Origin of the sequence: Roseateles chitinivorans (assembly GCF_050632235.1) — a bacterium.
In the GTDB taxonomy this organism is placed as follows: Bacteria; Pseudomonadota; Gammaproteobacteria; order Burkholderiales; family Burkholderiaceae_C; genus Roseateles; species Roseateles chitinivorans_A.
Map to the genome: position 1 here is coordinate 56,714 of NZ_CP192584.1, position 19,024 is coordinate 75,737.

Here is a 19,024-nt window from a genome sequence, read left to right on the forward strand (position 1 = left end):
GCCCCTGCGGGTCAGCCGCGAGTCTCCCGAGTCCACGCCACGACATCGCCGCCACCCCGCGGCTCCTCCAGGAGCTGACGGTGCTTCGAGTAAATCGCAAGCATTCGTTCAGGTGCGTCGTAGCGCATGTGCCCCTTGCCCGCGCCGACCGGCGGAGGCGTGAAACGCCCCTCCTCACGAAGACGGATCAGGCGATTGATCGCCTCGAGTTGACGCTGGGCCGTGATGGAGTACGGCCCCGGAATCACATCGAAGGCATTAGACACTCGGCCCAGGATGGGCGAATTGGGTGGGGGGATTGGCGGCGTGTCGTGAGCCGCAGCGTCCATCAGCACAGTCATGAAACCTCCTAACGGCAAAGAGCAGAAGAGGCTTTCATTCTTGGTCCGGTTCAGAGGCACCGATGTCGACCTCCGCCCCGTTTTCGGCGAAACCGCCACGCAGGTTCTTGCGTATCTGATCGAGACGCGTGCCGTTGGCGCGCGGGATCAATCCGGCGAATCGCCCTCGCCTTCGCTCTCGTCGGTGAGCCAGGTGCCTGCCATCGCGGCGCTCTTGCGCTCGCGCTTGGCGGCGTACATCGCGGCGTCGCTGCGCGCCATCAGCGTCTCCAGCGTGTCGCCCTCCTGGCGCTGCGCGGCGCCGATGCTGATGCTCACCTGCAGGCCCTCGGAGACCGTCGACCAGTCGTGCTTGCGCACCGCCTCGTCGAGCCGGAGGCAGGCCTGCTGCGCGATGTCCTCGGTCGCGCCGCGCAGCAGCAGCACGAACTCGTCGCCGGCCAGGCGCGCGGCGACGTCGTGCTCGCGCACGTGCTGCCGCATCAGTCGCGCGATCTCGCTCAGCACCTGGTCGCCGACCAGGTGCGAGTGCCGGTCGTTGACCTGCTTGAAGTGGTCGACGTCGATCAGCGCCAGGCTCACCACGCCACCGCCCGCGAGCTGCGCCCGCGCGTGATCCTCGAAGCTGCGGCGATTCGCGAGCTCCGTCAGCGGATCCTCCATCGACAGCTTCTCCAGCCGCAGCGCCTCGTCCGCGAGCTGCGCACGGTCGCGCTCGCTGCGGCGCGCGTCGAGCTGCCACTGCACCGTCGCCTCGCGGCTCGCGAGGCTGGCGATGCGCACGCGCGCCTCGCGCTCGCGCAGCGCGCGCATCCGCTGCAGCGCGCGTTGCGGCTGCCCTTGCTGTTCCTCGATCTGGCTGGCGATCAGCTCGCCGAGCTGCGCCAGCGGCTCGTGCTGCACGGCGTCCGCCGCCGTCACCGTCTGCGCCGCCGCGCGCCGCGCCTGCGGCCACAAGCGACGCGCCCACGCGAGTTCCGCCTGCACCCAGCCCGCCAGCGCGACCAGCCAATGGCGCTCCTGCTCCGGCAATTGCGCGAGCGTCTGCTGCAGCTCCGGCTGCGCGTACGCCGTGGCGCCCTTCCAGATCTGCGCCATCGTCTGCATCAGCGTCCACCAGCAGTGCGACTCGGCGTCCCCTTCGGACAGCAGATGCCGCGCGGTGATCAGATGTCCTTCGAGCGGTCCCAACGGCGGCAACTGGCCGCGCTGCTCGCGTTCGCCCGCATAGGCCAGCAGCGAGCCCAGCGCCAGCCACAGGCAGGCGATCAGCGGACTGATCCGCGGCTTGCTCGCATTGGCGGCGTCGACGGCCTGCCGCAGCACTTCCGCCGCCTTGTCGAAATTGCGCGCCCACACATGGCACGCGCCCAGGTCTTGCAGCGCCACCACCAGCGCGGCGCCATCGCCACGTGATTGCGCCAGCCGCAGGCCGAGCAACGCCGCCTCGATCGCTTCCTCGTGATGCCCGGCCGTCGATGCGCTGTGCGCCAGCACCGACAGCGCGCCGGCCTCGCCGACCGTGTCGCCCTGCTGCCGGAACAGACGCGCCGCGAGCTCGCTGCGCACGCGGGCCTCGCCGGGCCGGTGCAGCACCCGATCGCATCGGGCCAGATGCAGCAGCGCCTGCGCACGCTGCGCGTCGTCCCCCTCTTCCAGCGCCAGCAGCAGCCACTCCTCGCCGGGCGACTGCGCAGCGACGGCGTCTCCGCCCTGCAGTGCCGCGCGGGCTTGCCGGGCAAGGGCGGAATGCGGATCCAAGAGGGGGTCGGAACGCAATTGAGCGGAGGAGTTCAGGAGGCGGGGGCCGAGGATGCAGAGGATAGCGGCAACAGACGTGCCGCCATGAGGTCCGCCAGCCACTGCATGAAGGCCTGGACGCGCCGGGGGAGTTGCCGGCGGTGCGCATAGAGCAGGTGGACCTGCATCGGCGCGGGCCGGAATTGCGGAAGCACTTCGATCAGGCGGGCATCGAGCACTTCCGCCTCGAACCCGTGGCGCGGCACCTGGACGATGCCCAGGCCCGCGAGGCAGGCCGCCGTGTACGAGCCGGAGTCGCTCACCGTCAGCGCCCCCGCCATGGGCTCGAAGCGCGTCGCGCCCGACGCATCGCACCACTCGAAGCCGGGGCAGCGCTGACCGAGCGTCGTGGCGTACTGGATGAGCCGATGCTGCGCGAGATCCTCCAGCGTCTGCGGCGTCCCGAACGCCGCGAGGTACCCGGCGCTCGCCAGGTTCGCCATCTCCATCACGCCGAGCGGTCGCGCGACCAGGCTGGAGTCGCTGAGCGGCCCGACCCGCAGCACGCAGTCGAAGCCTTCGCGGACCAGGTCCACGCGCCGGTCCGTGCTGCTGAGCTCGAGCTCCAGCCCGGGATGCGCCGCGAGGAATTCCGGCAGCCGCGGCACGACGATGTCGTGCGCCACCCGCATCGGCATGTCGACCCGCAGCCGGCCGCGCAGCCCGCTGGCCGCCGGCTGGAACATCGTCTGCATGTCGTCGAGGTCGGCGAGCAGGTCCTTGCAGCGCTCGTAGCAGGCCTGGCCGTCCTGCGTCAGCTGCACGCGCCGCGTCGTGCGATGGAACAGACGGGTGCCCAGGCTGGCTTCCAGCCGCTGGACCGCGGTGGAGGCGCTCGCCTTCGGCAGCCCGAGGCTCTGCGCCGCCTGCGTGAAGCTGGCCAGCTCCGCGACGCGGACGAAGACCTGGAGCGTGTCGATCGATGGCGGGGGAGACGCCGTCCCGCCCACCGCGGCGGCGACCGGTGCGGCGGTCTTCGCGGCATCGGCTTTCCCGGCATCGGTCGCCGCCGGCATCGGTGCGGACGAGGACGAGGACGAGGACGAGGCAGAGGACGGGGACAGGGTGGTGTCGTCGCTCATTTGTTCACCTTGGACGAACGGTCAAATCAGACTTAGGCGGTTTATACGCCATTCGTCGATCAATAAAGTTCCTGCATCCGATCAACACGCCCCCACAGGAGCTCCCCATGACGACTTCATCCCCCCAAGATCGCCCTGATCACCGGCGGCAGCCGCGGCCTGGGCCGCAACGCGGCGGTGCACCTGGCGCGCCGCGGCATCGACAGCATCGTGACCTACCGCAGCCAGCAGGGCGAAGCGCAGGCGGTCGTCGACGAGATCCGCGCGCTCGGCGGCCAGGCGGCGGCGCTGCAGCTGGACGTCGGCGACAGCGGTTCCTTCCCCGCCTTCGCCGAGGCGCTGAAGCAGACGCTGAAGCAGCACTGGCAGCGTGAGCGCTTCCACCACCTGGTCAACAACGCCGGCATGGGCGTCCACACGCCGGTCGCCGACACGACCGAGGCCCAGTTCGACGAACTGATGCGCGTGCACCTGAAGGGCCCGTTCTTCCTGACGCAGACGCTGCTGCCGCTGATCAACGACGGCGGCAGCGTGCTGAACGTGTCGAGCGGCCTGGCGCGCTTCACGGTGCCCGGCTACGGCGCGTACGCGACGATGAAGGGCGGCGTCGAGGTGATGACGCGCTACATGGCCAAGGAGTTCGGCGCCCGGGGCATCCGTGTGAACACGCTGGCACCCGGCGCGATCGAGACCGACTTCGGCGGCGGCGCGGTGCGCGACAGCAAGGAAGTGAACGGCTTCATCGCGTCGGTCACGGCGCTCGGCCGTGCCGGCCTGCCGGACGACATCGGCCCGGTCGTCGCCTCGCTGCTGTCCGACGACAGCGGCTGGATCAACGCGCAGCGCGTGGAGGCGTCGGGCGGGATGTTCGTCTGACCGACCAGCCCTGACGACGGGCGAGGGCGGCGGCCGAGCCGCCCCTTCGCCTCGGATCATCCGGCTCGCGCATACCTTGCCTGCGGCTCCTGCGCGCGCTGGACGACCTCGCCCAGGCAGTCGGGATAGCGGCGCTGCAGATGCTTCAGTCCCGCCTGCCGGCTGGCCTGATAGTCCAGGCTCTCCTGCAGGAACTGGAGTCGTGCCCGGTTCTCGTCGATCACCTGCGCCCAGGTCACGACGTGGACGGAATAGTTGAACGGGCTGCGCAAATGCAGTTCCTCCTGAAGCCTCGCCAGATTCCGCGAGCCTTCCTGGATGTCCCGCCCTACCAGCCAGAACGACCACCGGACCTTCACCGACAGGAAGCGCTCGTCGCCCGTGACGTCCAGCGCATAGCCGGAGATCTGGTTGATCTCCTTGCGCCCGATCGCGACGTGCGGTGCCTTCAACTCCACCACGAGGTGCTCCAGCGTCGATGGCTGGTGTCGCCTCGTCGCGCGGGAGAACATGAGATCGATGACCGAGCGCTTCTCGCCCGGCATCTGGAGCGGTTCATCGATCGCGATCTCATGGCCCAGCAGTTCGCGGTGCTTGCGCAGCACCTCCGTCAACGAACGGTTGTCGACCGACAACGCGAACTCGTCACCGAACAGCCAGGGGTTCCGGGACACGATGCGATGCAGCTCCCCGCGCTCCTTGACATGCGGCTGAAGCGTTTCGTCGAAGAGCAGGGTCTCCAATCCGTCGAGCAGCAGAAGTCGCTGAGTGACCACATGGGCCTCTCGAATCACCGACGACAGCGAGACGTCCTTGAGCAGCTCGGCCAGCATCTGGCGCTCCTCGATCGGCAGATCCAGCACCTCCGTCAACAGGACCTGGAGCTCTTCCGGACCGCATTCGACCGCCTGCCTCAACATGCGGAACTGGAGTGCGATCGCCTCCGGCGCCAGGGTGCGGAACACGGGATGGAAGCGCGACAAATGCCAGGCGACCTGGTCGAACAGTTGTCGTTCCAGCAGCTCGACCGGTGTCTCCGGATCGCGGGAAAACGGATAGAGGCCTTGGCGCTTCCAGGCCTCGACAGGCGGCAGATCCGGTTCACGTTGAGACGTCGTCATACGTCCACCTCGACTGCTTGAAGCCCGGCTGGGCGATGCAATCACTCTAGGCAGTCGAGGCGCCGATGACACCTGCCCATTCGCGGTCGACGTCGTCGGGATTCCGACCCGTTCAAGTAGGACGATGCCGGATTTGTCGCATGGCTCCCGTCAGTGCCCCCGCCCAGATACGCCGCCTTCACCGCCGGATCGGTGCGCAGCTTCTCCGCGGGCCCGTGCAGCGAGATGCGGCCGTTCTCCAGCACGTAGCCGTAGTCGGCCACCGCCAGCGCCGCCGCCGCGAACTGCTCCACCAGCAGCATCGTCACGCCTTCGGACTTCAGCCGCGCGATGATGCGGAACACCTCGTCGACGAGGATGGGCGCCAGCCCCATCGACGGCTCGTCCAGCAGCACGACCTCGGGATTGAGCATCGTCGCCCGCGCCATCGCGAGCATCTGCTGCTCGCCGCCGGACAGCGTGCCCGCGAGCTGCTGACGCCGCTCCTTCAGGCGCGGGAACAGCTCCATCGCCTTCTCGAGGTCGGCCTCCACGTCGCCCTTCGGCCGCGCGCCCGTGTAGCGCGGGAACGCGCCCAGCCGCAGGTTGTCGGTGACGCTCATCGTCGCGAAGACGCGGCGCCCTTCCGGCGAATGCGCCAGACCCAGCCGGGCGATGTGGTACGACTCCAGCCCGTCGATGCGCTTGCCGTTGAGCGTGATCTGCCCCGAGCTCGGCGCGATCATCCCGGACACCGCGCGCATCGTCGTCGTCTTGCCGGCGCCGTTCGAGCCGATCAGCGTCACCACCTTGCCCTTGGGCACCTCCACCGAGATGCCGTGCAGCACCTCGACCTTGCCGTAGCCGGCATGCAATTGTTCGATCTTCAGCATGTCAGTTCGTTCCGTTGCATTCCGCGCTCAGGCCGCCTGGCCGCCGAGGTAGGCCTCGATCACCTTCGGATCGGCCTGCACCTGCGCCGGCTTGCCCTCGGCGATCTTCTGGCCGAAGTCCAGCACCGACACCACGTCGCAGATGCCCATCACCACGTCCATGTGGTGCTCGATCAGGATCACCGTGATGCCGTGGTCGCGGATCTTGCCGATGATGCGCATCAGCTCCTTGATGTCGGGCGCGGTCAGCCCCGCCGCCGGCTCGTCCAGCAGCAGCAGGCGCGGATCCAGCGCCAGCGCGCGGGCGATCTCCAGCAGCCGCTGCTTGCCGTACGGCAGGTTGCGCGCTTCCTCGAACGCCAGGTCCGCCAGGCCGACGAACTCCAGCAGGCTCAGGGCGCGCGCGCGCGCTTGGCATCCTCCTCGGTGTAGCGCGACGAGTGCAGCGCCACTTGCACCAGGTTGCTGCCGAAGCTGTGATGCAGCGCCACCATCACGTTGTGCAACGCGCTCATCTCGCCGAACAGCTGCACGTTCTGGAAGGTCCGCGCGATGCCCGACAGCGCGATGTCCGCAGAGGTCCGCCCGACCAGCGAGCGGTCGACGAACTTCAACTCGCCCGCCGTCGGCACGTAGATGCCGGTGAGCACGTTCATCATCGTGCTCTTGCCCGAGCCGTTCGGCCCGATCAGGCCGTGGATGGTGCCGCGCCGCACCTGCAGGTCGACGTTGTTCAGCGCCTTCAGGCCGCCGAACTGCATCAGCACGCCGCGCGCGTCGATGAGGACCTCGTCGCCTGCTCCCGCGCCCGCGGCCCGGGAGATGGCGTCGGACGGCTTCTCGCCGACCGGACCGCCCTCGCCCACCGGCTTGGCCTTGATGTGCAGCGCGTTGCGCACGAAGCCGACGATGCCGTCCTGCAGGTAGTACACGACGAACAGCGTGATCAGGCCGAAGATCGACAGCCGCCAGTCGGTCATCGACTGCAGCACGAAGGACAGCGCCGCCAGCGCGATGCTGCCGACCACCGGGATGGCCGCCTGCTTCAGGTCGACCTTGCCGCGGCGGTAGGCCACCACGGTGACGGCGGTGACCAGGACCGCGAAGATCACCGACACGTAGCGGAACAGCTCCAGGTCGTCGAGCAGCTTGGGCAGTACCACCACGATCGCCGCGCCCAGCAGCGCGCCGGTGCGGGTCTTGCGGCCGCCCATGATGATGGCCAGCAGGAAGAAGACCGTCAGCTCGAAGTTGTAGGTGTTGGGCGAGATGTACTGCTCGGAGTAGGCGTAGAGCGCGCCCGCCAGACCAGCCAGGCCGGCGCTGATCACGAAGGCGTAGACCTTGTAGCGGTAGACCGAGACGCCCATGCAGTCCGACGCCACCGGGCTGCCCCGCAGCGCCTCGAACGCACGTCCGAGGTGGGAGCGCAGCACGCGGTGCACGAACACCAGCGACGCGATCAGCATCACCACGACGAGCCAGTAGTACTCGTCCTCCGTCATCGTGTGGCCCATCAGCTGGGGCTTGGTGAGCGTGATGCCCATGGGCCCGTTCGTCAGGAAGTCCATCTCGTTGATGAGGATCTGGATGATGGTGCCGAAGGCCAGCGTCACCATCGCGAGATACGGGCCGGTCACGCGCAGCGCGGGCAGCGCCAGCAGCGCGCCGAAGCCCGCCGTCACCGCGATCGCCGCGGGCAGCGTCAGGTAGATCGGCAGGCCGAACTTCATGACCAGCACGCCGGCGGTGTAGGCGCCGACGCCGAACAGCCCCGCGTGGCCGAGCGACACCTGCCCGGTGTAGCCCACGACGATGTCCAGCCCGAACAGGACGATCGCGTAGATCAGGATCGTCTCGACCAGGTGGATGTAGTACGGATTGCCGGACACCAGCGGGAAGGCGATCAGCGCGACCAGCGCGATCGCGCCGGCGACCAGTTTTTTCGGATTGATCTTGGCAGTGGCGCTCATGGACTCAGACCTTCTTGATCGCGGTCTTGCCGAACAGGCCGGCCGGCTTGAACGCCAGCACGATCAGCAGCAGCACGAGGCCCGGCACGTCCTTGTAGCCGGTGGAGAGGTAGAAGCCGGTGGTCGTTTCGGCGATGCCGAGGATGATCCCGCCGACGATGATGCCCATGCCCGAGGTCAGCCCGCCGATGATGGCCACGGCGAAGGCCTTCAGGCCGAGCACCGCGCCCATCGTGGCGCCGGTCAGCGTCAGCGGCGCGATCAGCACGCCGGCGAAGGCCGCCGTCAGCGACGACAGTGCATACGAGAAGGTGATCACCAGTCCCGTGTTGATGCCCATCAGCTTGGCGGCATCGCGGTCGTTGAAGGTCGCGACCACGGCGCGGCCGTAGATCGAGCGCCGGTTGAAGAGCTCGACGGCCAGCATCATCGCCAGCGCGCCGCCCACGACGAGGATCTCCATCGGCAGCACGTTGGCGCCGAGGAACTGGATCGGCGCTTCCGGCAGCGGCGAGGGGAACTTCAGGTCGTCGCGGCCCCAGACGTTCTCGGCCACGTTCTTGAAGATGATGCCCAGCGCGATGGTGGACATGATCCAGCCGAACTCCGACTTGATCTTGATGGCGGGCCGCACGCCGATGCGTTCGACGAAGGCGCCCTGCAGCGCGCCGAACAGGCACACGATGGGGATCATGAGCCAGTAGTTGACGCCGTGGCCGACGAGGGTCAGGCCGACCAGCGCGCCCAGCATCAGCGCGTCGCCCTGGCCGAAGTTGAGGGTGTCGGAAGTCGAGAAGGTCAGCTGGTAGCCGAAGGCGATGACCGCGTAGATCATGCCGAGCGCGATGCCGCTGAACACCAGTTGGGTCAGGATCTGCATACGGAGTCCGGAACTGCTGGAGGGAACGGAGACGCCGTCGCGAACGACGGCGCCCTGGGATCACGGCCCGGGACGGCGGCCGGAAAAGAGGACGGCCGCGCGAGGCGGCCGTCCGGGGATCACTTCTTCTGCGGCATCGCGCCCTTGGCGTTGACGTCCTTGACCTTGACCTCGGAGGCCGCCTTGAAGTCGGCCTCGTAGGCATACACGACGCGCTGGCCCTTCACCTCGCCGAACACCGGGATGTTGGCGGTGATGGCCTCGTGGTCGGTCTTGGTGAACGGCTTGTTGTAGGTCGTCACGACGCCTTCGACGGGGGTCCTCAGGTCTTCCAGCGCGGCCTTGACCTTGGGCCCCTCCGTGCCGCCGGCCTGCTTGATCGCGGCGGCCAGCAGGTAGATCGAGTCATAGCCCTGCGCGGCCGACACCGGCGAATCGATGCGGCTGTTCTTCGGGTTGAACGTCTTCAGGTAGTTGACGATGAAGGACTGGCGCTTGGGCGTGGTCGGTTCCTGGATGAAGGTCTGCGGCATGCGCGCGCCTTCGCCGCCGGGGCCGGCGTTGTCGATGTAGTTGGCCATCGACAGCGTCCAGCTGCCGACCATCGGCACCTTCCAGCCGAGCTTGGTCATGCCGTTGGCGATCTGCGCCAGCTCAGGCCCGATGCCGTAGGTCAGGATCGCCTCGGCGCCGGCCTCCTTGGCCTTGAGCAGCTGGGCCGTCATGTCGACGTCCTTGATGTTGAACTTCTCGACGGCGACCGGCTTGATGCCCTTGAGCTCCAGCGCCTTCTCCAGGTCGGCGCGGCCGAGCTGGCCGTAGTTGGTCGAGTCGGCCAGGATGGCGACCTTCTTGAAGCCGCGGCGGGTGACGGCTTCCTCGACGATCATCGGCGCCTGGATGCTGTCGTGGGCCGCATTGCGGAAGACGTAGTTGTCCGGCGCGTCCTTGAACTGCTGGGTGATGACGGAGCCGGTGGCCACGTTGTTCATCACCGGGATCTTGGCGTCCTGGTAGAAGCGCTGCGCGGCCAGGGCCACGCCGGTGTTGATGAAGCCGACGGTGGCGGCGACCTTCTCGCGGTTGATCAGCTCCTGGGCGATCTGGACGCCGCGTTCGTTCTTGGCTTCGTCGTCGCGTTCGACGAGCAGGATTTGCCGACCCAAGACCCCGCCGTTCTTGTTGATTTCCTGGGCCGCCAATCGCACACCGTCGCGCATGCTGACGCCCATCGACGACGAGCCGCCGGTGAAGGGTCCCGAGACACCGATCTTGATCGGGTCGGCCGCGGTCGCGGCGAAGCTGGCGGCGGCCAGTGCGGTAGCGGTGATCCAACGCGCGCTGAACTTCATGTTTGTCTCCGAATGGTCTTTGTGCATGAGGGGTCGGAATGCCAACCCTCCAACGAGGAAGCCGTCAGACAACAAACGGCCCGTCGTTGGGCGTCAGCCTTCTCGGCACATGGTGCATCAAGCGTGTCGAATTGCACGCATGCCACTACTTACTCGGAAACCCCGATCGGGGTGTTCAGCCTCGTGTCAGCTAGGTGGACGTGTGGACACGGCGCGCCAGGACGGTGCATCGAGGCCCCCTTGCCGCTCAGGCGAGGAAGGCTGCCGAATGCCTGTCGGCAGGGCGCCGGCCCGAGGTGATGTACTCGGCCAGATGCTCGCTGACCTGGTCAGCGTCGAAGCCTTCCGAGCGCATGTCGTCGGGCACCCGGCTCGCCCGCACGACCGACTTCGCATAGGCGCGGATGAAGGTCCGTTCGATGACCCGGGCGCTGCCGAGCTCATAGAACGCCACCATGCCGCGAAGGTATTCGGCCTTGTCGACGTCGACGTAGGACAGCGGCAGCATCCCCGACTCCAGCAGCGGCAGATTGGCGGCGATGCGCGCCGTCCGCTTGTTGCCGTTGGCGAAGGACTGGATGTAGGCCACGCGCGTCAGCAGGTAGAACGACGCCTGCACCGGATGCAGGGTGCGGGCGATGGCCATCACCTGGCCCAGCAACGAGGTCGCGTGGCCCGTTCCCGGCCGGAAGGGCGGCAGATAAGCCGACTGACGGAGGCGGATGTCCTGGAACTCGCGAGGCTTGCCGCGCTGTTCGATCGGCAGGAAGTGATCGGAGTCGCAGACCTCCGCCAGACCATGGTCGTCGGTCAGCAGCGCATGCATCCTGCAGACGTTGTCGACGCTCCATTCGCGATGGGACCAGAGGTGCTCCGCGACGCGCTGGTGGTTGAGCGCGAGCACGGCCTCGTCCATCGGCTTGGACGGATTGCGCTCCCCGCACTCGAGCAAGGCGGCCGTGTCGAGAACCGAGTAGCTGCTGCCTTCCAGCAAGGACGACGCCCAGGTGAAGTCGACGAGGAACTCGGAGAGGAACTGGCGATCCAGTGGGCGCGCCAGCGCCTGGATGAAGGCGCATCGACCGGCCCGCATCGGCGAGAGTCCGGGCTCGGGATCGAGGAACTCCTCGCGGAAGGGCGCGGCCGGTCGAGCGTCCGCGGGGAGCGAGAAGTGGAGGTCTTCTTCGGGGAATCGGGGAGTCGCCGGCGTGGAGCGGGCAAGGACAGCGTCGTTCTGCATGGAGCCTCTCGGAGATCATGAGAGGCTGGATTCTTCGGAATCAGGTGCGGCGGGAAATGACCTAAAGCTGCCTCATTGAACAAGCGCGCGTTGGCGGATCCGCAGCGTCCATGCCGCGATCGCGGCAGCGAGCAACACGACCAGCGCATACCCCACCAGCGCGCCCCACCCGCTGTGGTCCCAGAACCACCCGCCCATCGCGCCCAGCGTGCTGGAGCCGATGTAGTACGCGAGCAGGTAGAGCGACGCTGCATGCCCCTTGCTGCGGCCGCCCAGCGCGCCGACCCAGGCGCTGCTGACCGAGTGCGCGACGAAGAAGCCGATCGTCAGCAGCACGATGCCCAGGATCACCGCCGGCAGCCAGGTCGTCAGCGTGAGCAGCACGCCGGTGATCGCCAGCGCGATGCCCGACAGCAGCGCCGGCGCGCGGCCGAAGCGGTCGGACAGGCCGCCCGCCGCCGCCGACGCGGCGATGCCGAAGAGATAGGCGCAGAAGATCAGCCCGATCGCGCTCTGGCTGAGCGAGAACGGCGCGCGCATCAGCCGGAAGCCGGCGTAGTTGTAGACCGCGACGAACATGCCCATCATCAGGAAGCCCATCGCGAACAGCAGCGGCAGCATCGGATGCGTCAGGTGCCCGCGCCACGCGGCCACGTGCTCCGAGAGCTTGACGCCGGTCCGGCGCACGAAGTGCTTGGACGGCGGCAGCAGGAACCAGAAACCGATCGCCGCCGCCAGACCCAGCACGCTGACGACGAACAGCGCCGGCCGCCAGCCGAAGGCGTCGCTCAGCACGCTCACGCCGACCCGGCCCATCATGCCGCCGAAGGCCGTGCCGCCGACGTACTGCCCCATCGCGCGACCCAGGCCCTTCGGGTGGATCTCCTCCGCCAGGTAGGCCATCGCCACCGCCGGCACGCCGCCCAGCACCAGCCCTTCGATCGCCCGGGCGACCAGCATCGCGTGCCAGCTGGGCACCACCGAGGCGATGAGGTTCAGCACCGCGGCCATCGCCATCGACGCGAACATCAGCCGCTTGCGATCCATGCTCTCCGACAGCGCGCCCGCGCACAGGATCGCGAACGCCAGCGCGCCCGTCGCCAGCGACAGCGACAAGGCGCTGGCCGCGGCACCGACATGGAACTCCGCCGCGAACAGCGGCAGCAGCGGCTGCACGCTGTAGAGCAGCGAGAAGGTCGTGAAGCCCGCCAGGAACAGCGCGAAGGCGATGCGCCGGTAGGCGGTGGTGCCGGGTTCGGCGTAGTCGTGGAGGGAGGCGGCGTCGGCGCCGCTCGCCGCGCCCGGGGGACTGCTCATGGGAAGGGTCGCGGTCGGAGGCGGCTCATCGTCGGCCGAACATCATCTGCCCGGCCAGCGCGCGCTTGAGCGGCGGCAGCGCCTGCAGCGCGGCGAGGCCCAGGCCGCGCGCCGCGGGCAGACCCGGCCAGCGCCAGGCGAAGCTGCGGGCCAGGAAATCGGTGGTGAGGATCGTTGCCCAGCGGTCGGGCGCGCGCTGCCATTCGACGCGGCGCAGCGCGGTGTCGACCTGGGGATCGCGCCGCAAGGACTCGACCAGCGCGAAGGCGTCGCGCAGGCCGAGGTTCAGGCCCTGCCCCGCCACCGGATGCAGCGTCTGCGCGGCATTGCCGATGCGGATCCGGCGGCCCTCGACCAGCGTGCGCTCGGCGTTCAGTCCCAGCGGGAAACACTTCAGCGGACCGATGCCTTGCAGACGGCCGACGCGGTCCGGCAGTTGCTGCTGGATCACCATCAGCCGCTGTGCGTCGGTCAGGCCGGCGACCTCGTCTTCGTCGTGCGGCTGGCACCAGATCAGCGCGGCGCGACGTTGGCCGTCGCGGTCCGGCAGCGGCAGCAGCGCCAGCGGACCGCGCCGCGTGAAGCGCTCGTAGGCCACGCCCGCCGGGCTGTCCGGCGACAAGGTCACCGTGCCCACCCAGGCGTTCTGCTTGTAGTCGTGCGCGAGCGCCTTGCGCGCCTGATCGGAGAACACGCCGCCTTCGGCGACCACCGCCAGGTCGAAGCGCTCGGCGATGCCGGCATCGATCTCGACCTCGTCGGGGCGGTCCTGCTTGATGCCGTCGACCGCCTGGCCGAACCGGCTGATCAGGCGCCGGGGCTCCAGCGCGCTCATCCGCTGCCACGCGGCCTGCAGCGGGGCCACGAGTTGCCCGTAAGGCAGCACCGCGCCCAGCTGCGGCACCGACTGCTCCGCCGCGGACAGGTTCACCTCGGGCTCGCCCGATGGGCCGAACCACGGGCTGGAGAGCGTCGGCGGCGCCTGGCTCACGTGGACTTCGCGGATCGCCTGCGCCTGCGCCGCGGGCCACACGCGCAGGCGCTGCAGCAGCTGCACGCTGCCCAGCGACAACGCGATCGTGCGCGGATCGCCGGAGACGTCGCGTTCCAGCGGCCGGGCGTCGAAGAGGCTCACCTGCGCCTGCGGCAGATAACGCGCCGCGAGCAGCGCCAGCGCCAGGCCCGCCGGGCCCGCGCCGATCACCGCGAGGCGCAGCGGCGGCGCGTTGCCGTCGAAGGAGGCATCGAAGGCGTCGGCGGCCGCGGAGGCGGCGCCGTCATGAACGGCGGAGTCAGAAGACTGGGGCATGGCATCGACCCGTGAAACGGCTCCGGTCACGTCAGGCGACCGGTGGCGGATCACTATATCGCCGCCCTCCCGCGGCGCGGCTCGGACAGCGCCCACCGCGCGCGAGCCGCGCAGGCCGCACAGGGGCCCCGACGGGGCGGGACGGCGGCGGCAGGACATTCAGCCTGCCGTCTGACAGCCTTTGCGGCCTCGGCTACGCTTGCGCGCCTCTGAGAACAGCAACCATGGAGAGAAGCATGCAATACCGTCGACTCGGCCGCAGCGGCCTGCAGGTGTCCGAACTGTCCCTGGGCTCCTGGGTGACGTATCACAACCAGGTCGACACCGGCTCGGCCGTCGAGCTGATGGCCGCCGCCCGCGACGCCGGCATCAACTTCTTCGACAACGCCGAGGCCTACGCGCTCGGCAAGAGCGAGGAGATCATGGGCCAGGTCTTCAGGCAGCTGGGCTGGGGCCGCCACACCTACGTCGTGTCGACGAAGTTCTACTGGGGCATCGACAAGTCGGGCACCACGGTCAACTACAAGGACACGCTGAACCGCAAGTACCTGATGCAGGCCATCGACGGCTCGCTCCAGCGCTTCGGGCTGGACGAGATCGACCTCGTCTATTGCCACCGTCCCGATCCGCACACGCCGATCGAGGAGACCGTGCGTGCGATGAGCGACATGATCACGCAGGGCAAGGCCCACTACTGGGGCACCAGCGAGTGGAGCGCCGACGAGATCCGCGCCGCCTGGGAGATCGCCGAGCGCCACCACCTGCACAAGCCGGTGATGGAGCAGCCGCAGTACCACCTGTTCCATCGCCAGCGCGTGGAGAAGGACTACGCGCGGCTCTACGAGGACATCGGCCTGGGGCTGACGACGTGGAGCCCGCTGGCCTCCGGCCTGCTGACCGGCAAGTACCGCAACGGCATCCCCGAGGGCAGCCGCGGCGCGCTGGAGAGCATGTCCCGGCTGCGCGAGCAGTTGCAGGAACCGCAGCGCAACACCGCGGTCGCCGAGCTGGGCAAGATCGCAGATGAACTGGGCTGCACGCTGGCGCAGCTGGCCATCGCGTGGATCAACCGCAACCCGCGCGTGTCGACGGTGATCCTGGGCGCGAGCAAGCTCTCGCAGCTGCAGGACAACCTGGGCGCGCTGGCGGTCACGCCGAAGCTGACGCCCGAGATCCTGGCCCGCATCGACGCGATCACGCTGCCGCTGGCGAAGTAAGCCCTCGGGGTTTGTCCGCAGACCGCCCGCCGAGCCCCTCATTGACGGGGCCGGGTTGTCGCGCCGGTGCCGCATTCCCGGCAGGAGGACGGCTAGCATCCCGCGCGATGCTGCGACGACGTGCCGTTCCCCTGCTGCCGAGTCTGTGCGCCGCCGTCGTGCTGGTCCTGGCTGCTGCCATGGCGATCGCGCCGCGCGGCGTCGCGGCGTTGCCGGACGAAGGCCGCGCCCAGCAGCCCGCCGCATCCTCGACTGCACCTACATCGGCATCGGCATCGGCCGCCCCCGAAGTCTCCCTGCTCGCCGAGCCGCGCTTCGAGACCGTCGGCATCGACGCCCCGGTCCCGCTGAACATCATTTCCGCCGTGGCCCAGGACCGTGCCGGCTTCCTGTGGATCGGCACCGGCGCCGGGCTGGTGCGCTTCGACGGCTACCACTTCCGCCAACCCGGCGCCCCGATCGAGAACGGCGTGCGCTCGGCCCGCAGCCTGGGCTTCATCCGCGCCCTGCTGGTCGCGCGCGACGGCCGGCTGTGGATCGGCACCGAGGCCGACGGCCTGGCCGCCTACGACCCGCAGAGCGAGAAGCTGTCGCTGTTCCGTTCCGACGCCAACCCGCAGCTGCCGCGCAGCGCGGTCTCCGCCGGCACGATCCGCGCCCTGGCCGAGGACCGCGACGGCCAGCTCTGGATCGGCACCATCGGCCACGGCCTGGACCGCTACGACCCGGTCGAGGGCCGTTTCCAGCATTTCCGCCAGGCCGACCGCGCGCAAGGCGGCCTGCCCGACGACCGCGTCCAGTCGCTGGCGGTCGACGGCGAAGGGTCGCTGTGGGTCGGCACCTGGAAAGGCCTGGCGCGCAAGCGCGCCGGGTCCGACCGCTTCGAGCCGGTGTTCTCGACACCGGGCAGGCCGGGCCTGGCCGGCAAGATCGTGCTCAGCCTGTTCGTCGCGCCCGACGGCCGCGTCTGGGCGGGCACGCAGCAGGGCGACCTCGCCCTCATCGATCCGAAGACCGGCGAGGGCACGCTCCTCGAGCGGGCCGAGGAGGCGGTGAACGGCTCGGTCAACGCCTTCGTCGCCCTGGACGACCGGCATCTCTGGCTGGGGCGCAACGGCGGGCTGGAGCTGCGCGCGGTCGCCGGCGGCGAGCTGCTGCGCGTCATGAAGCACGATCCGCTGAACCGCGGCAGTCTCGGCGGCAACGAGGTCCGCGCGCTGATGCGCGACCGCGCCGGCTGGATCTGGACCGGCGGCTACGGCGGCGGCCTGCAGCGCCACAACCCGTCGAACACCAGCACCTGGGTGCGTGGCCGGGACGCGGGCAAGCACGCGCAACTGATCGATCCGAGCACGCGCGCGATGATGCAGCTCGACACCGGCGAGATCTGGCTCGGCAGCAACGAGAGCGGCGTGACCGTGCTCGACGAGCAGCTGCGCTCGACCGCCACCCTGCGGCCCGCGCCCGGACAGCGCGGCGGCCTGTCGGGCGGGCGCATCTCCAGCCTCGTGCAGATGAAGGACGGCACGGTCTGGCTCGGCAGCGACGGCGGCCTGCACCAGTACACCCGCGATCGGCAGCTGCTGCGCGTCATCCAGGCCGGCACCGGCCGGGCGCGACGGCTGCTCGCCGGGCGCGACGGCACGCTCTGGATCGGCACGCAGGACGGCCTCTACCGGCTGCCGCCCGGCGTCGCCCCACCTGGCGCCGTACCGAGCGCCTCACCGGGTTCCGCACCAAGTCCCGCATCACGCACGGCGTCCGGCTCCGCCCCGGGTGCCGCGCCTGGCACCGCGTCGACGCCGGTGCGGCTCCGGCAGGAAGGTGGACAGCCGCTGACCGGCGACGTGAACGCGCTGTCCGAGACCGAGGACGGCGGCCTCTGGGTCGGCACCGAGAAGGGCCTGTACCGCCTCAACCCGGGCGGCACGGAGCTGATCGTCGCGCGTGCCCGGCCGGGCCGCGACATGAGCCACCACTCGATCGTCGGTCTGCTGGTCGACTCGAAGCAGCGCCTGTGGGTCGACACCGCCGCAGGCCTGCACCTGCTGACCCGCTGGGATGGCCGCGAGGCCGAATTCGACCGCATCAGCGAGAAGCACGGCGTGATCGGCCGCGCCTTCGGCGCCAACCTCCTCGAGGACGGCGAGGGCCGCATCTGGTCGCAGAACTTCGTCTACGACCCGGTCAAGGACAACTACTACGAACTGACCAACGCCGACGGCGTCGACATCGGCACCGGCTGGTTCCGCGCCTACCTGAAGACGCGCGACGGCCGGCTGCTGTTCGGCGGCAGCAAAGGCGTGCTGGTGGTGACGCCCGAGCGCTTCGAGGCCTGGGCTTACCAGCCCGCGCTGGTCACGACCGAGCTGCGCGTGGACGGCCAGCGCCTGGCGGCCGGCAAGCTGCCGGAACAGGGGCTCACGATCGGCGCCGACAACCGCAGCTTCAGCGTGGAGTTCGCCGCGCTCGACTTCAGCGAGCCCGAACGCAACCGCTACGCCTACCAGCTGGAGGGCTTCGATCCGGAGTGGATCAGCACCGGCGCGGACCTGCGCGTGGCCGTCTACACCAACCTCGATCCGGGCAGGTACCGGCTGCGCGTGCGCGGCACCAACCGCAACGGCGTGTGGAGTCCGCTGGAGCTCGACATCCCCGTGCGCGTGCTGCCCGACTGGTGGCAGACCTGGTGGGCGCGCACGCTCGGCGGCGCGACGCTGATCCTGCTGGTCTACCTGCTGGTGGCGCTGCGGACCTCCTACCTGCGGCGGTCGCAGCTGGCGCTGGAGATCAAGGTGCGGGCGCGGACCGCCGAGCTGGAGCGGCTCTCGCTCGACCTGCAGGCGAAGACGGTGGCGCTGGAGGAATCCAGCCTGTCCGATCCGCTGACCGGGCTGCGCAACCGCCGCTTCCTGACGCAGCATGTCGACGCGGACGTGGCGCTCGCGGTGCGCCGGCACGAGCAGGCGCGCGGCGAAGGCGGCGTGCCACCGGACGACGGCGACCTGATCTTCTTCCTGCTCGACCTGGACCACTTCAAGGCGCTGAACGACCGCCTCGGCCACGCGGCCGGCGACGCGGTGCTGCAGCAGATGCGCGAGCGGCTCATGGCCGTGTTCCGCGAGGCGGACTACCTCGTGCGCTGGGGCGGCGAGGAGTTCCTCATCGTCGCGCGGGACACCTCGCGGGCGCATGCGGCCGACCTCGCCGAACGCGCGCGCCGGCAGGTCAGCAGCGCGCCGTTCGACCTCGGCGAGGGCCGGAGCGTGGACGTGACCTGCTCGGTGGGCTTCGCGGCCTTCCCGCTCGCGCCGGCGTTCCCGCGCGCGCTGGACTGGGCCGCGACGATCGCGCTCGCCGACGAGGCGCTGTATGCGGTCAAGCGCGGCGGCCGCAACGGGTGGGAGGGCGTCATCGGCGTTCCGCCGGCAGACAGTGCGGCCGACGGTCCGGCCGACGTCGAGGGCGCATTGCGCCAGCGCTCCCGCGAATCGATGGCAGACTGGCTGGTGAGCGGCGACCTGACGGTCGTCCGCTCTTCGCCGCCGGCCGATCCCGGATCCGCCAGCGCGCGGTCGATCGACGCCGGCAAGTCCTGACCCTCGCGGCACGGCCCGTCCGGATCACCGCCCGGTCCGCCGATT

Annotated in this window: 13 protein-coding genes and 3 pseudogenes; 3 read left to right on the forward strand and 13 right to left on the reverse strand. The window is 69.4% G+C overall.

Features of this window, described 5'->3' with window-relative positions; translation table 11 throughout:
* Positions 1-11 precede the first annotated feature (11 nt).
* The 3 genes from ACQ859_RS00150 to ACQ859_RS00160 form a co-directional block, all read right to left on the reverse strand.
* On the reverse strand, positions 12-341 hold the full coding sequence (locus tag ACQ859_RS00150) for a hypothetical protein (protein ID WP_431264094.1): 330 nt from the start codon (positions 339-341) through the stop codon (positions 12-14).
* A 147-nt stretch (positions 342-488) separates the two neighbouring features.
* Positions 489-2,102: a GGDEF domain-containing protein gene (locus ACQ859_RS00155; protein ID WP_431264095.1), complete on the reverse strand. Its 1,614-nt coding sequence runs from the start codon at positions 2,100-2,102 to the stop codon at positions 489-491.
* Positions 2,103-2,134: 32 nt separating this feature from the next.
* Positions 2,135-3,223 (reverse strand): LysR family transcriptional regulator, encoded by a 1,089-nt coding sequence (locus ACQ859_RS00160; RefSeq protein WP_431264096.1) that lies wholly within the window; start codon positions 3,221-3,223, stop codon positions 2,135-2,137.
* A gap of 129 nt (positions 3,224-3,352) precedes the next feature.
* Here ACQ859_RS00160 and ACQ859_RS00165 point away from each other — a divergent pair, with 129 nt between their 5' ends.
* Positions 3,353-4,099, forward strand: coding sequence for an SDR family NAD(P)-dependent oxidoreductase (locus ACQ859_RS00165; protein ID WP_431266694.1), 747 nt, complete (start codon positions 3,353-3,355; stop codon positions 4,097-4,099).
* Positions 4,100-4,155: 56 nt separating this feature from the next.
* Here ACQ859_RS00165 and ACQ859_RS00170 read toward each other — a convergent pair whose 3' ends face one another.
* The 10 genes and pseudogenes from ACQ859_RS00170 to ACQ859_RS00215 form a co-directional block, all read right to left on the reverse strand.
* The gene (locus tag ACQ859_RS00170) at positions 4,156-5,220 is read right to left on the reverse strand and encodes a histidine kinase (RefSeq protein WP_431264097.1); all 1,065 of its coding nucleotides are present in this window, start codon (positions 5,218-5,220) and stop codon (positions 4,156-4,158) included.
* 155 nt (positions 5,221-5,375) lie between these two features.
* A pseudogene (locus ACQ859_RS00175) lies at positions 5,376-6,092 on the reverse strand (ABC transporter ATP-binding protein); the annotation flags it as partial.
* A 27-nt stretch (positions 6,093-6,119) separates the two neighbouring features.
* Positions 6,120-6,314, reverse strand: a complete 195-nt coding sequence (locus ACQ859_RS00180; RefSeq protein WP_431266695.1) for a hypothetical protein — start codon at positions 6,312-6,314, stop codon at positions 6,120-6,122.
* Positions 6,315-6,407: 93 nt separating this feature from the next.
* A pseudogene (locus tag ACQ859_RS00185) lies at positions 6,408-6,853 on the reverse strand (ATP-binding cassette domain-containing protein); the annotation flags it as partial.
* Positions 6,854-6,987: 134 nt separating this feature from the next.
* A pseudogene (locus ACQ859_RS00190) lies at positions 6,988-8,065 on the reverse strand (branched-chain amino acid ABC transporter permease); the annotation flags it as partial.
* Between the two features lie 4 nt (positions 8,066-8,069).
* Entirely contained in the window at positions 8,070-8,945 is an 876-nt protein-coding gene (locus ACQ859_RS00195) for a branched-chain amino acid ABC transporter permease (RefSeq protein ID WP_297523856.1), read from the reverse strand.
* A gap of 119 nt (positions 8,946-9,064) precedes the next feature.
* Positions 9,065-10,297, reverse strand: a complete 1,233-nt coding sequence (locus ACQ859_RS00200; RefSeq protein ID WP_431264098.1) for an ABC transporter substrate-binding protein — start codon at positions 10,295-10,297, stop codon at positions 9,065-9,067.
* Positions 10,298-10,544: 247 nt separating this feature from the next.
* The gene (locus ACQ859_RS00205) at positions 10,545-11,537 is read right to left on the reverse strand and encodes a Fic family protein (RefSeq protein ID WP_431264099.1); all 993 of its coding nucleotides are present in this window, start codon (positions 11,535-11,537) and stop codon (positions 10,545-10,547) included.
* Positions 11,538-11,609: 72 nt separating this feature from the next.
* On the reverse strand, positions 11,610-12,854 hold the full coding sequence (locus tag ACQ859_RS00210) for an MFS transporter (RefSeq protein ID WP_431264100.1): 1,245 nt from the start codon (positions 12,852-12,854) through the stop codon (positions 11,610-11,612).
* 25 nt (positions 12,855-12,879) lie between these two features.
* On the reverse strand, positions 12,880-14,163 hold the full coding sequence (locus ACQ859_RS00215) for an FAD-dependent monooxygenase (RefSeq protein WP_431264101.1): 1,284 nt from the start codon (positions 14,161-14,163) through the stop codon (positions 12,880-12,882).
* Positions 14,164-14,399: 236 nt separating this feature from the next.
* Here ACQ859_RS00215 and ACQ859_RS00220 point away from each other — a divergent pair, with 236 nt between their 5' ends.
* Both ACQ859_RS00220 and ACQ859_RS00225 read left to right on the forward strand, forming a co-directional pair.
* On the forward strand, positions 14,400-15,380 hold the full coding sequence (locus ACQ859_RS00220; protein ID WP_431264102.1) for a potassium channel beta subunit family protein: 981 nt from the start codon (positions 14,400-14,402) through the stop codon (positions 15,378-15,380).
* Between the two features lie 107 nt (positions 15,381-15,487).
* Positions 15,488-18,979, forward strand: coding sequence for a two-component regulator propeller domain-containing protein (locus ACQ859_RS00225; RefSeq protein WP_431264103.1), 3,492 nt, complete (start codon positions 15,488-15,490; stop codon positions 18,977-18,979).
* Positions 18,980-19,024 lie beyond the last annotated feature (45 nt).

Excerpts from the sequence above, each read along its gene's own strand:
- ACQ859_RS00215 (WP_431264101.1), bottom strand. The coding sequence starts at position 14,163 with ATGCCCCAGTCTTCTGACTCCGCCGTTCATGACGGCGCCGCCTCCGCG.
- ACQ859_RS00195 (WP_297523856.1), bottom strand. The coding sequence starts at position 8,945 with ATGCAGATCCTGACCCAACTGGTGTTCAGCGGCATCGCGCTCGGCATG.
- ACQ859_RS00205 (WP_431264099.1), bottom strand. The coding sequence starts at position 11,537 with ATGCAGAACGACGCTGTCCTTGCCCGCTCCACGCCGGCGACTCCCCGA.
- ACQ859_RS00225 (WP_431264103.1), top strand. The coding sequence starts at position 15,488 with ATGCTGCGACGACGTGCCGTTCCCCTGCTGCCGAGTCTGTGCGCCGCC.
- ACQ859_RS00220 (WP_431264102.1), top strand. The coding sequence starts at position 14,400 with ATGCAATACCGTCGACTCGGCCGCAGCGGCCTGCAGGTGTCCGAACTG.
- ACQ859_RS00170 (WP_431264097.1), bottom strand. The coding sequence starts at position 5,220 with ATGACGACGTCTCAACGTGAACCGGATCTGCCGCCTGTCGAGGCCTGG.
- ACQ859_RS00210 (WP_431264100.1), bottom strand. The coding sequence starts at position 12,854 with ATGAGCAGTCCCCCGGGCGCGGCGAGCGGCGCCGACGCCGCCTCCCTC.
- ACQ859_RS00200 (WP_431264098.1), bottom strand. The coding sequence starts at position 10,297 with ATGAAGTTCAGCGCGCGTTGGATCACCGCTACCGCACTGGCCGCCGCC.
- ACQ859_RS00150 (WP_431264094.1), bottom strand. The coding sequence starts at position 341 with ATGACTGTGCTGATGGACGCTGCGGCTCACGACACGCCGCCAATCCCC.
- ACQ859_RS00180 (WP_431266695.1), bottom strand. The coding sequence starts at position 6,314 with ATGCGCATCATCGGCAAGATCCGCGACCACGGCATCACGGTGATCCTG.
- ACQ859_RS00160 (WP_431264096.1), bottom strand. The coding sequence starts at position 3,223 with ATGAGCGACGACACCACCCTGTCCCCGTCCTCTGCCTCGTCCTCGTCC.